General features: G+C 75.9%; 12 protein-coding genes. 8 read left to right on the top strand and 4 right to left on the bottom strand.

Annotation, left to right across the window (positions count from 1 at the left end; all coding sequences use genetic code 11):
- Nucleotides 1-5: 5 nt before the first annotated feature.
- Both melC2 and melC1 read right to left on the bottom strand, forming a co-directional pair.
- The gene (gene melC2 / locus ACZ7JZ_RS11700; protein ID WP_470936529.1) at nucleotides 6-872 is read right to left on the bottom strand and encodes a tyrosinase MelC2; all 867 of its coding nucleotides are present in this window, start codon (nucleotides 870-872) and stop codon (nucleotides 6-8) included.
- On the bottom strand, nucleotides 869-1294 hold the full coding sequence (gene melC1 / locus ACZ7JZ_RS11695; RefSeq protein WP_470936526.1) for an apotyrosinase chaperone MelC1: 426 nt from the start codon (nucleotides 1292-1294) through the stop codon (nucleotides 869-871). The genes melC2 and melC1 overlap by 4 nt, the downstream gene beginning before the upstream one ends.
- A 660-nt stretch (nucleotides 1295-1954) precedes the next feature.
- On the opposite strand from melC1, the gene ACZ7JZ_RS11690 reads away from it, so the two are divergent.
- From ACZ7JZ_RS11690 to ACZ7JZ_RS11670, 5 genes are all read left to right on the top strand, one after another.
- Complete coding sequence (locus tag ACZ7JZ_RS11690; protein ID WP_470936523.1) at nucleotides 1955-3136, top strand: DUF6235 family protein; 1182 nt, start codon at nucleotides 1955-1957, stop codon at nucleotides 3134-3136.
- Nucleotides 3137-3367: 231 nt separating this feature from the next.
- Nucleotides 3368-3874, top strand: coding sequence for a DUF6423 family protein (locus ACZ7JZ_RS11685; RefSeq protein WP_470936520.1), 507 nt, complete (start codon nucleotides 3368-3370; stop codon nucleotides 3872-3874).
- A complete protein-coding gene (locus tag ACZ7JZ_RS11680) occupies nucleotides 3871-5250 on the top strand; it encodes an FAD-dependent oxidoreductase (RefSeq protein ID WP_470936517.1) in 1380 nt (459 codons plus the stop codon). Before ACZ7JZ_RS11685 ends, ACZ7JZ_RS11680 begins: the two co-directional genes overlap by 4 nt.
- A complete protein-coding gene (locus tag ACZ7JZ_RS11675; RefSeq protein WP_470936514.1) occupies nucleotides 5243-5728 on the top strand; it encodes a DUF6187 family protein in 486 nt (161 codons plus the stop codon). Before ACZ7JZ_RS11680 ends, ACZ7JZ_RS11675 begins: the two co-directional genes overlap by 8 nt.
- 16 nt (nucleotides 5729-5744) lie before the next feature.
- Entirely contained in the window at nucleotides 5745-6290 is a 546-nt protein-coding gene (locus ACZ7JZ_RS11670) for a carboxymuconolactone decarboxylase family protein (RefSeq protein WP_470936511.1), read from the top strand.
- A 116-nt stretch (nucleotides 6291-6406) separates the two neighbouring features.
- On the opposite strand, the gene ACZ7JZ_RS11665 is transcribed toward ACZ7JZ_RS11670, so the two are convergent.
- On the bottom strand, nucleotides 6407-7405 hold the full coding sequence (locus ACZ7JZ_RS11665; protein WP_470936508.1) for an NAD-dependent epimerase/dehydratase family protein: 999 nt from the start codon (nucleotides 7403-7405) through the stop codon (nucleotides 6407-6409).
- A gap of 392 nt (nucleotides 7406-7797) precedes the next feature.
- On the opposite strand from ACZ7JZ_RS11665, the gene ACZ7JZ_RS11660 reads away from it, so the two are divergent.
- Entirely contained in the window at nucleotides 7798-8613 is an 816-nt protein-coding gene (locus ACZ7JZ_RS11660; RefSeq protein WP_470936505.1) for a GntR family transcriptional regulator, read from the top strand.
- 26 nt (nucleotides 8614-8639) lie between these two features.
- Complete coding sequence (locus ACZ7JZ_RS11655; RefSeq protein WP_470936502.1) at nucleotides 8640-9386, top strand: SOS response-associated peptidase; 747 nt, start codon at nucleotides 8640-8642, stop codon at nucleotides 9384-9386.
- Between the two features lie 28 nt (nucleotides 9387-9414).
- Here ACZ7JZ_RS11655 and ACZ7JZ_RS11650 read toward each other — a convergent pair whose 3' ends face one another.
- Nucleotides 9415-10689 (bottom strand): FAD-dependent monooxygenase, encoded by a 1275-nt coding sequence (locus ACZ7JZ_RS11650; RefSeq protein WP_470936499.1) that lies wholly within the window; start codon nucleotides 10687-10689, stop codon nucleotides 9415-9417.
- Between the two features lie 93 nt (nucleotides 10690-10782).
- Here ACZ7JZ_RS11650 and ACZ7JZ_RS11645 point away from each other — a divergent pair, with 93 nt between their 5' ends.
- Complete coding sequence (locus ACZ7JZ_RS11645) at nucleotides 10783-11430, top strand: TetR/AcrR family transcriptional regulator (protein WP_470936496.1); 648 nt, start codon at nucleotides 10783-10785, stop codon at nucleotides 11428-11430.
- Nucleotides 11431-11493 lie beyond the last annotated feature (63 nt).

The following is an 11493-nucleotide window of genomic DNA, read 5'->3' as shown; positions in this document are numbered from 1 at the left end:
GGGGCTCAGGCCGCGTCCCGCCGCGGGAACGGCGGCAGGAAGTCGGTGTCGAAGCGGTAGAAGGGCCGGTGGTCCAGCAGGTCCGCCGGGGTCACGTCGTTCCACGGCCGCATCGGGCCGTGCGCGTCGACCACGTTCGCCGTCGCCGCGGCGGGCAGGTACCCGGATGCCGGGTGCCGGCGCTGCCACTGCGCCCACAGCTTGTCCACGAAGGCGTGGTGCAGCCAGAACACCGGGTCGTTGGGGGAGACCCCGGTCGCCATCTGGCCGCCGACCCACACGTGCACGCGGTTGTGGATGTTGGCCCCGCGCCAGCCCTCCAGGTGGTTGCGGAACCCCGACGGGCAGGTGCTGTTCCAGGGTTCGGCGTCGTACTCCGGGATGGCCAGCACCGACTCCAGCTCCTCCTTCGACGGCAGCTGCTTCGCCCGCTCGGAGACCCCGAGCGCCCGCCGCAGGAAGGGGTAGTCGTCGATGCGCACGGACACCTCCCAGTTGCCCCGCGCGTACGCGAACGGGCCGTCCGTCACCTGCCCGTCCAGCTCCCGCCCGGTCCCGCCGAGGAAGTCGGGGGACCACAGGGAGGAGGCCGGGGTGCGGTCGCGGGTCCAGTCCCAGTACGGCAGGGTCACCCGCCGGTCCACCCGCTGGAGGGCCTGCTCGAACTCGATCAGGAACCGGCGGTGCCACGGCAGGAAGGACGGGGACCGGTGCCCCACCCGCTCGCCGGTGTCCGTATCGCCCAGCAGGAAGGTGTTGTGGGTGGTGACGAAGCGGTCGTAGACCCCCTCGCGCTTGAGCACCAGCAGGGCGTTCACGAACCGCCGCCGCTCCGGGCGGGTCAGCCGCGCCAGGTCCTTGCGGATCCTCATCGGGCCGCCCCCGCCGGAAGCGGGGCCAGCTGGGCGCCCTGGAGGCTGACGACGGCCGCGCGCGCCGCCTCCAGCGGGTCCCCGAAGGTCTCGTAGTGGTTGACCACGCTCACCCAGGTCCCGTCGGCGTTGCGCATCAGGTGCAGCTCCCGCCCGTCGATGCGGACCGACCAGCCCTCCGGGGCGGCGTGCCCCGCAGCCCGGTGCGCACCGGAGTGCCCGGCCGCGCCCGCGGCGGGCTCCCCCTGGATGCGGCGGCCGCGGTACACCTCGTCGAACCCGCCGGATCCGGCGGCCGGTTCGGCCCGCAGCTCCTCCGGGCGGCTGCTGGCGGCCAGGGCGTGCGTCACTCCGGCCGCCGACAGGGCGGTCACGGTGCCTGCCGCGCCCAGCAGGGCGCGGCGGCGGGTTATCTGGGGCATGGCTGTTCCTCCGGCGAAGGGCAGGCGGGATCGGTACGGGCCGCAGGAGTACCACCGGCCCGCGGACCCGGCCAAGCACCTGGCTAAGCCGTACGGCCTATCCGGACGCGCACGCACCGAGTTGCGCCCCCGTGAAGATCGGCGATCTTGCGGGGCGGGGCGGGCCCGCCGCGCGCCGGAGGCCGGAATCCGCCCCCGCGCGCGCGTTTCTCCGCAGACCTTCCGGGCGGAGCGCCGCCGCACCCTGCCGTTCCGGCGGTCAAACTGGCGCGAAACACCCCCTGGGCGGAGTCCTGCGCCACCCGGCCGGCCCGGCGGCGCGCCCCGCACCGCCCCCACCCGCCGAGGGCCCCGGTGCGAGTCCCCGTACGGCCCCCCGCGCCGGCCCCGCGGGCCGCAAGGGTGGTTGAACACCCACTTGAACACCCGGACGCCCCCTGCGCGGCCGCCCACGCACCCGACCAGGCCCGATGGCAATGCGGACTTGGTGAAGTGGTGTGTACGGCGCCAACAGCCCTGCGACGAGAGCAATTTGGAAGATGTGACCCCCTTGACTCGTACCTACTTTGCTAAGTGCCCGAGCGCCGGAAAGGAATTCCGGCGGGCTGTTCGGGAGTCCGTTCCATTCGCGTTGTCGCATTGAGGAGTTCAGGAGTAGGGATGCGTAAATTCGCTGTACGCGCCAAGCCCGCGGCCGTCGGATTCGGACCGGCGCGGGCCCTGATCGACACCGGTTCCCCCGGGTCCTGGCCCCGGCCCGCCCTGCTCGGGCTGAAGCTGATCGCCCCCGACCACCCCGCCTGCGCCGGGATCGGCGCCGAGGAGGTCCGCGTCGAGGGCGGCCGCATCGACCTCGTCCACGCCCGCGAGCGGGTCCGCGCGCTCCACGCCGAGCTGGTGGTGCGCAGCTTCCGCGAGGTCAGCCGGGCCTGGCTGGCGCAGAACGGGCCCTGCGACATCGAGGTGCTGGACGCCGAGCACCTCGACGACGGCACCCGGCTGTTCTTCGAGACCCTGGTGGCGCAGTCCGACGGGAGCGTCACGATCCACTGCCGCTCGGGGCCCGCCGCCACCGCGGGAGCCGCCCCCGGGACCGGGCCGGAGACCGGGCCGGACACCGGGGGAGAGGACGAAGGAGGGGAGGGGGACGGGCGGGAGCTGCTGGCGGAGCCCGTCAGCGACCGGGAGGCGCGCATCGGGGCCCTCGCCCACGCACCGGACGGACTGACAGACGAGGAAGGCGAGTTCCTCTTCGAGGAGGCGGGCGAGTACCTCGCCGCGGGCGACGGCTGGAGCGCCGACCGCGTGCTGCGCGCCCTGCTGCGCCAGCGCCCCAGCCCCGCCGCCTGGAGCCGGCTGCGGATCGCCGCCACCATGCTCGGCAAGCCCCTGGACACCGGCTTCGGGACCGCGCGTCCGCACCGCACGCCCCGCCGCCGGGCCGCCGGCGCGGAGCCGGAGGCGGGCGCCGGGTCCGCGCCGACGGCGGCGCCGCCGGCCGCGGGCGCCCGGACGGCGGACCGCGGGTCCGAGCGCACCGGCCGGGTGCCCCGGCTGCGCCTGGGGACGGGCTGGGAGCTGGTCGAGGCCTGGTCCGAGGGCGTCGGCCAGATCGACCGGAACGCCGTGCACAAGGTGCTCTTCGCCATCGCCGACCGGACGGCCTTCCAGACGTACGAGACCTTCGGGGACACCGACCGGCCGCGGGACTTCTTCGTCCTGGTGAGGGAGCACCTGATCGTCAAGGTGCACATCCGCGACTTCGAGACCTTCGACATCGCGTTCGTCGGATCCGTCGACGACGTGCCGGGAATCGACCTGGGGGAGGGCAGGGCGGCGTAGGGCACCCGGAGACGGGCTCAAGAGGACCTGGAGACAGCCCAGGAGAGCAGTTCAGGAGTTGTGTGCGGCGGGCGTGCTGTCCCCAACGCCCGCTCGTACAAGTGTGCTTGACAGGGTCGCGGGCCCTGTGGAAATCTCGGCTGCACCCGGCACTGCCGTGCCCGTCTGCCCAGAATTCAGGGAGTGCGAATGCCGCCGCTGGATTTATCCGGAATAGATGTCTCTTCGCGCGTGCGCGCCCGTGACATCCAGATGGCGGGCGTTGCCGACATGCGCCGCCGCGTCCTGATGATTTCAGGAGCCATCGACACCGTCGACCACGACGTCTCGGTCCGTGTGAACCTCCCGGAGCCCGGCCGCTGGCAGGTCATCAAGTCCGAGACGAACCTGACCGACCGCACCTGGGTCGCCATGCAGGCCGCGACCGACGAGGACTCCGTCTTCGTCAACGACGCCGACACCCTGGTCATGTCGCGCCAGTTCTCGAAGTCCTTCATCACCCCGGACCAGCGCCGGCTGACCTTCTTCGACGGCGAAGTCCGCCCCGGCGAGGCCGTGGTGAAGATGTACTCGCTGGAGACCACGGGCCGCAAGCCGACCTACGCGTACTCCCGGTACAGCCCCGTCCTCACCGACACCCCCGAGCTCACCGCCACCACCGTCGAGCGGCTGGTCGCCGAGGGCATGCCGCAGCGCCCCGTCATCGAGGTCATCGTCCCGGTGACGGTCATCGGGTGATCAGGTTCTTTCCCCCGCCCCACCTGCTCGACTCGCCGCGCGGCCGCGACTGGCCCCTCGGCCCCGGCCTCGGCCGGGGCACGGGTGCCCGTCCGGCCGCGGGGACGGCAGCAGGTGCCGGCCGGGACCCCCGACCGCCGGCCCGCGCCGACGTGGTCGTCGTCGGCGCCGGCCCCGCCGGCCTGGCCGCGGCCTCCGCGCTCTGGCACCTCGGCGTCCGCGACGTCGCCGTCCTCGACCGCGACGGCCGCCCCTGCGGGCGCTTCTTCGACCGCGTCGACACCCTCGGCCAGCGCGTCCTGCGCTCCCCGTACGAGCACCACCCCGGGGTCGAGGGCTACAAGGACTGCGAGCTCCTCGACTTCGCCCGGCTGCACTGGAGCCGGCTGACGCCCGTCGAGCGCCGCGAGGTCCGCATGGCGCAGTCCGGGCACCGCTCCGTGGTCCCCGTCGACGTCTTCGAGGCGTACTGCCGCCACGTCGCCCACCTCCACCACGTGGACCGGCGCACCTGGCGGGCCCCCGTCACCTCCGTCCGCCCCGGCGCCGACACCGTGACCGTGCGCGGCGGGGACTTCGCCGTCACCGCCCGCGCCGCCGTGCTCTGCCTGGGCGAGGAGCGCCGCCCCGCGCCCGCCGACTGGTGGGAGGGCGGCGCCGTCCCGCACGGCGTCGGCTACTGGGACCAGCCCGTACCCGCGGACGCCGGCCGCATCGCCGTCGTCGGCGCCGGGCTCAGCGCCGCCCACCTCGTGCACAACGCCCTCACCGCGGGCAAGGAGGCCCACTGGATCGTGCGCGCCCCCGAGGAGCGCTACCAGTGCGCCGACGTGAACGCCTCCTTCTTCCGCGCCGAGGGCCGCGCCCGCTTCGACGGCACGCACTGGGAGGACCGGCTCACCGTCATGCGCGGACAGCGCCGCGCCTCCGTCATGTTCGAGTTCCGCCCGCTGTTCCAGCAGGCCGAGGCGGAGGGCCGGCTCACCGTGCACCGCGGCCGCGCCGTCACGGGCATCCGCCCCGGACGCGCCGGACGCGTCGCGGTCCACCTCGCCGACGCGCCGCCGGTCGTCGCCGACCACGCCGTACTGGCCCTCGGCACGACCGTCTCCAACGGCGAGCAGCTCCTGCCCGCCGGGGTTCCCGACGCCCGCGACGGCTGGCCCGACCTCGACGCGGGCACCCTGTCGTACCGCAACGCCCCGCGGGTCTTCGCCGTGGGCGCCGCGGCCGGCATGGTCCTCGGCCCCGCCGCCCGCAACATCGACGGGCACCGCGTGGCCACCGCCCGCGTGGCCACCGCCGTCGCCGCCCTCCTCGCCGGGGGCACCGCAGCCGCCGCCCGTACCGACGACCGGGAGATGGTCCGTGTCTGACACCCTGCGGACGGCGCCCGGCCGGCAGCGGGACGGTGAGTCGCACGAGGAGGAGTACGGGGAGGAGTACGACTCCCGCTTCGCCCTGAGCGCCACCGACGAGCCGGCCGCGACCGAGACCGGCGTGATCCTCCTCGGCCTGGAAGCCCCCCGCCTCCTCGCCGGCCTCGGCCTGGCCACCCTCGCGGACGACCCCGCGCAGGTGCTCCTGACCGTCGACCGGGTCCGGCACGAGGCCGACCCCTTCGACTTCGACGCCCTCGTCGAGACCGGCCTGCACCGCTGGCGCACGGCCCGCACCGCTCTCGCCCCCGCCGGGGGCACCGCGGGCACCCCCGCCGCCCTGCGCCGGGCCTGGGCGCGGACCCTGGACCTGCTCGCCCGCAGCGCCATCGGCGAGGCGGGCCCCGCCACCACCGCCCACCTCGCGGCCTGCTGGCTGCGCCGCGACGAAATCGACCGCATCGCCGGGACGTAGGGAAGGTCCAGCCACCATGTCGTACCTGAAGTCCCTGCCGCCCGACGCGGCGCTCTTCCAGGTCTTCAAGACCTATCCGCAGACCGCGCGCCCCCTGCTCGGCTTCCACGAGCTGGTCATGCGCGAGGACTCGCCCCTGACGGTCGCCGAACGCGAGCTGATCGCGGCGTACGTCTCCGGGCTCAACGACTGCGGCTACTGCCACGGCATCCACACCGCGACCGCCGAGGCCTTCGGCGTCCCCGAGGGCCTCCTGTCCGCCGCCCTCACCGACCTCGACGCGGCCCCCGTGGACGAGAAGCTCAAGCCGGTCCTGCGCTACGTCGGCATCCTCACCCGCAGCCCCTCCCGGCTCGCCGAGTCCGACGCGGCGGCCGTCTTCGCGGCCGGCTGGGACGAACGCGCCCTGCACGACGCCGTGATGGTCTGCGCGCTGTTCAACTTCATGAACCGCATGGTCGAGGGGCTCGGCGTCTGCGTGGACAAGAGCTACTACCCCGTCTCGGGCCAGCGCCTCCACGACGAGGGCTACACCGGCCTGGCCGCCCTGCTCGACGGCTGACGGCCGCGGCCGGGGCGAGCCCCGGCCGCCGCACGGCGCGCCGGTGCCGGCGGCCCCGCCCCGGCGCGGCTGAGCCGTGCCCGGTCCGGCCGGGACCGCCGGCCCGGCCCCCCGCCTCAGCCCTCCTGCCCGCCCAGCTCCGCCAGCAGCTCCTGCTCGCGGGCCGGGCTCAGGCCCGCGCGCCGGGGCCGGTCCAGCCCCTCGGCCCGCTCCCACTCCAGGGTGTCCGCCAGCAGCCCGGCGTGGCTGCGGTGGCGCAGCCCGGCGGCGGCCGCCGCGGCCCCGCTGCGGGCGCTGAAACCGGCCCACTCCGGGTCCGCCATCCACATGGCCAGGGACTCCTCGCCCATGAACTGGCCCACCCCGCGGGCCAGCAGCCACTCCTCAGAGGCCTTCACCACCGGCCCGCTGTGCCCCGCCACCTCCCGCGACAGCGCGACCCAGTCCCCGAACGGCACGACGGGCCCGACCGCGTTGTAGGTCCCCGTGGCCCCCCGCTCCGCGCAGTCCAGCAGCCAGGAGGCCAGGTCGCGCACGTCGACCACCTGGGTCGGGACCCCGGGGGAGTCGGGGACCAGCAGCGGCCCCCGCGGGTCGCGGGCCGCACGGCCGACCCAGTAGCCGGAGCGCCCCGAGGCGTCCCCGGGCCCGCCGATCAGCCCCGCCCGGGCGGTCAGCAGCCGTCCGCCCACCGCCTCCCCACAGGCCTGCTCGCAGGCGACCTTGGCCCCGCCGTACTCCGCCCGCTCGGCCTCCGCGCCCTCCACCGCCGGCAGCAGGTCCGCCGACTCGTCGTCACCGGGCCGGGCCTGCGAGGCGTACGCGCTCACCGAGGAGACGTACGTCCAGTGGCGCGCCCGCCCGCCCAGGGCCGCCAGCGCCCCGCGGACGAACCCGGGCTGCCAGGAGACCTCCAGCACCGCGTCCCAGTCCCGGTCCGCCACCGCGTCGTACGCGTGCGGGTCCCGCCGGTCGGCGGCGATCATTTCCACGCCCGCGGCGGGCGGCCCGCTCTCCCCGCGGGCCAGACAGGTCACCCGGTGACCCCGTGCCACCGCCTGCCGCGCGATCTCGCGGCCCAGCCATGCCGTACCGCCCAGTATCAGGATGTCCATCGGCCCACTGAAACACAGGAGGAGGGCGCCGCGCGCCCAGGTCAGAGGCGGATTCGCGGTCAGCTGACGGGCTGCGCCGACCGCGAACTCCGGGAACCTGCACGGGGAGCGGGTTTCGGCCCCGCTGCGGCGGCCGGGACCGCTCCGGGCGCCCCCGCACCCCCTCCGCCACGGAGTGAGCGCCGACGATTTCCGGCCAGCGTCCCGGGTACGACCGTGCGGGTACGGGGTACAACTCGCCGGAACCGTCCGGTAATCGGGTGCGCGCGGTACCGGGCGGCTGCTCTCTTTCGGTCAGATGGGCCGTACCGCATTCCCCAAGAGGTATAGACCAATGCTAGATTGGTTGCACTCCCCGCACAGCCGCTCACCATCCGTCACCGGAGAGTGCCGTGTCCTCTGACCACACCGGCGCCACCACAGCCGCCGCCGCGACCCCGAGCTACCTGCGGATCGCCGCGGAACTGCGCCGCGAGATCCGCCGCCGCACCATCGCACCCGGCGGCCGCCTGCCCTCCGAGCGCGGGCTCGCCGCCCGGTTCGGAGTCCACCGGCAGACCGTCAGATCCGCCCTGCAACTGCTGCGCGACGAGGGGATCGTCGTCACCGACCGGCGCGGCACGCACGCCGTGGCCGTCCTCCCCGCCGAGCCCGCCGCGGCCTGCGGGCCCGTACCGCCCTTCCCCGGGGCGCCCGCCCCGCAGGACGCCGCCGCCGCCCGGTCCCGCCTCCAGCGGTCCGAGCCCCCGCGCGCCCTCGCCGGGCCGCTCGGGCTCTCGCCGGGCCTGCCCACCCTCGTGCACCACCACACCTCCCTCGACGCCTCCGGCGCCGTCGTCCAGGAGGCGGTCACCTACTTCGCCCCGGCCGTCGTGGCCTCCGTCCCCGAACTGCGCCGCTACCTCGACCGGTTGCACACGGACAACAACGCCGACCTGAGCCTGCTCTACCACTGGCTCGCGCGCGCGGGCGTCCAGGCCCGGGTCACCGAGACGATCACGGTCACGCGCACCGCGCCGGACGGCGCGGGCACGGCCCCCGTCCCGGTCCCCGGCGGCTGCCGGCTGGCCGTGCGCCGCTCCCTCACCGACCCGGGAGGCCGCCTCCTCGCCGTCACCGACCTCGAATTCCCGCGCTGGGGCGAGGTCTCCTTCCGGCACACCCGCCCCGCCGACACCGGCCACACCGCCGCGATCCGCCTCCGCTGAGCCGGCGGGGCTGGCACAGTGGGGGCATGTGCGGCCGCTATGCATCCTCCCGGCGCCCCGAGGACCTCGCGGGCCTCTTCGGGGCCACCCGCTGGGACCCCGAGGAGGCCCTCGCGCCCAGCTGGAACGTCGCCCCGACCGAACCCGTGTGGGCCGTGCTCGAACGGCCCGACCGGGACACCGGGGAGATCGAGCGCACCCTGCGCCCGCTGCGCTGGGGCCTGGTGCCCTCCTGGGCCAAGGACCCGGCCGCCGGGGCCCGCATGATCAACGCCCGGGTGGAGACGGTCCACGAGAAGCCCGCCTACCGGCGCGCGTTCGCCAGGCGCCGGTGCCTGCTGCCCGCCGACGGGTTCTACGAATGGGAGCCCGTCCCGGCCGGCCCCGGCACGAAGGCGTACAAGCAGCCCTACTTCATCCGCCCCGAGGACGGCTCCGTGATGGCCATGGCGGGGCTGTACGAGTTCTGGCGGGACCCGGCCGTACCGGACGACGGGGACCCGGCCGCCTGGCTCGCCACCTGCACGGTCATCACCACCGAGGCGGACGACGCGGCGGGCCGGGTCCACCCCCGGATGCCGCTGGCCCTGGCCCCGGAGGACTTCGGCACCTGGCTCGACCCCGCCCACCAGGACGTCCACGACCTCCGCGCCCTGCTCCACACCCCGGCCTACGGCCGCCTGGAGGTCCGCCCGGTCTCCACCCGCGTCAACAGCGTCCGCAACAACGGCGCCGACCTCGTGGACCCCGTACCCGCCCCGCAGGGCGGCTGACCGAGCCCGGTGCCCGGATCCGGCGGGCTCAGCCGGCCCGGTGCGCCGCCGGGCCGGGGGCCCGTACGCCGTCGGGGTCCGGCAGCCGGAACCCGCCGAACAGGCCGTCCAGCGCGCGCAGGGCGACGCGCTCCGGGACGGTCCGCAGGGCGAGGTCGCGCAGCGCGGCGGCCGCCGGATTCCGCAGCGCGGCCACCCGCCCCGCCCGGGCGGCCCGCACCCGGACCGCGTCCGTACGGGGGAGCCGGGCCCGGGTGTAGCCGCGCAGCGCCGCCGGCACGTCGGGGCCGTCGAGCGCGTACGCGAGGTACACCGCGTCCTCGACGGCCTGGCAGCCGCCCTGGCCCAGGTTGGGCGTCATCGCGTGGGCGGCGTCGCCCAGCCAGGCCGTCCGGCCCCGGTGCAGCCGCGGCAGCGGGCCGTCCAGCTCGTACAGGTCGTGCTGGAGCACGGCCGCCGGGCCGAGCAGCCCGATGCGGTCGAGGAGGTCCGGTATCGGATCGTGCCAGCGGCCGAAGCGCCGCTGGAGCTCGGCGCGGACGTCCGCGGGCCGCGTGCCCTCCGGGACGACGGCGGTGGCGTACACGTACGCGCGCCCCGCGCCGAGCGGGACCACCCCGAAGCGCTCGCCGCGGCCCCAGGTCTCCCCGGCGGCCCGGTGCCGGGCCCGGTCCGGCCCGTCCGGCCCGCTGAGCCCGTCCGTGCCGTCCGTGCCGTCCGGGTCCTCAAGGCCGTCGAGCACCGTGCGCCAGGCCGTCTCCCCGCTGTAGCGCAGCCCCGGGTGCCCGGGGAACGCGCTGCGGCGCAGCCGGCTGTGGAGGCCGTCCGCCGCGAGCACCACGTCGGCTTCGAGGTCCCCCGCGGCGGTCCGCACCACCGCCCGCCCGTGCGCCCCGGCCTCCCCGTAGTCCACCACGCTGGATACCTCGGACCCGAAGTTCAGTACGCCGTCCGGCAGTTCACCGGCCAGTGCGGCCGCCAGCGCCGGGCGCAGCACGGCCAGCGGCGGCCGGCCGAACCGCTGGGCCACGGCCCCGGCGCCGGTCCGGCTCAGCCAGGTGCCCCGGTGGCTGCGCACGCCCATCGCCGCGGGTACGCCCCGCCCGGCGGCTGTCGCCGGATCGAATCCGACGGCCTCGTAGGCGGCCAGGGCGTTCGGTGCCAGGACGATGCCCGCCCCGGCGGCGCTCAGCCCCGGCGCCCGCTCGCAGACGGTCACCCGCCAGCCGCGCCGGTGCAGTGCCACCGCCGCGGTCAGCCCGCCGATCCCCGCCCCGGCCACCACCGCGTGCCGCTGTGCCATGAGAGAAACCCTCCGTCGCCCGCTGCCGACCCCACCCGCCCTCTACGGATGTAGAGGACGCTGACCGGCACTCTACAGCTGTAGAGTGCCGGTATGTCCAGCCCCGACCGCAGAACACTCATCGCCGACACCGCCATCGCGACCGTGGCCGCCTCCGGGCTGCGCGGGCTGACCCACCGGGCCGTGGACTCCGCCGCCGGGCTCCCCGCGGGCAGCACCTCGTACTACTTCCGGACCCGCACCGCCCTGATCGGCGCCTGCTACGAACGGCTCGCCGAACTGGACCTGGCCGACGCCGAGTCGGACACCTCCCGGCTCCCGGGCGCGGCCGGCGGGAGGGGCGGCGCCGGCGCCGCCGGGGGTCCGCAGGATCCCCGGGCCCTCGCCGCCGCTGCCTACGGCGCCCTGCTCCACCGCTGGCTCACCGAGGGCCGCTCCCGCCAGCTGGCCCGCTACGAGCTCAGCCTGGAGGCCGCCCGCGACCCCGAGCTCGGCGCCGCCCTGCACCGGGCCGGACTCGCCGCCCGGCAGCGCGCCGCGGCCGTGCTGGAGGCCCTCGGCGCCGAACACCCGCGCGCCGCCGCCGACCTGCTCGTGTCCTGGACCGACGGGCTGCTCTACGACCGCCTCGCCGGGGCCCTCGCCCGCTCCCGGCCCCGGCCGGACCCGGTGGAACTGGCCGCGGTGTGCCGCCGGATGCTGGACGCCGTACTGGCGCCCGGGTACCCGCCGTTGGAGTGACGCCACGCAACCACCGGCTGCGGCGGCCGTTGTCCAGTGGGCTCCCGTCGGGATCTCGTGCAA

The sequence above is a fragment of the Streptomyces sp. NPDC038213 genome, assembly GCF_055600495.1.
Note: the sequence above shows the minus strand (reverse complement) of the source record. Positions and strands in the feature narration are given on the sequence as shown.

Excerpts from the sequence above, each read along its gene's own strand:
- melC2 (WP_470936529.1), bottom strand. The coding sequence starts at position 872 with ATGAGGATCCGCAAGGACCTGGCGCGGCTGACCCGCCCGGAGCGGCGG.
- melC1 (WP_470936526.1), bottom strand. The coding sequence starts at position 1,294 with ATGCCCCAGATAACCCGCCGCCGCGCCCTGCTGGGCGCGGCAGGCACC.
- ACZ7JZ_RS11690 (WP_470936523.1), top strand. The coding sequence starts at position 1,955 with ATGCGTAAATTCGCTGTACGCGCCAAGCCCGCGGCCGTCGGATTCGGA.
- ACZ7JZ_RS11670 (WP_470936511.1), top strand. The coding sequence starts at position 5,745 with ATGTCGTACCTGAAGTCCCTGCCGCCCGACGCGGCGCTCTTCCAGGTC.
- ACZ7JZ_RS11665 (WP_470936508.1), bottom strand. The coding sequence starts at position 7,405 with ATGGACATCCTGATACTGGGCGGTACGGCATGGCTGGGCCGCGAGATC.
- ACZ7JZ_RS11655 (WP_470936502.1), top strand. The coding sequence starts at position 8,640 with ATGTGCGGCCGCTATGCATCCTCCCGGCGCCCCGAGGACCTCGCGGGC.
- ACZ7JZ_RS11650 (WP_470936499.1), bottom strand. The coding sequence starts at position 10,689 with ATGGCACAGCGGCACGCGGTGGTGGCCGGGGCGGGGATCGGCGGGCTG.
- ACZ7JZ_RS11645 (WP_470936496.1), top strand. The coding sequence starts at position 10,783 with ATGTCCAGCCCCGACCGCAGAACACTCATCGCCGACACCGCCATCGCG.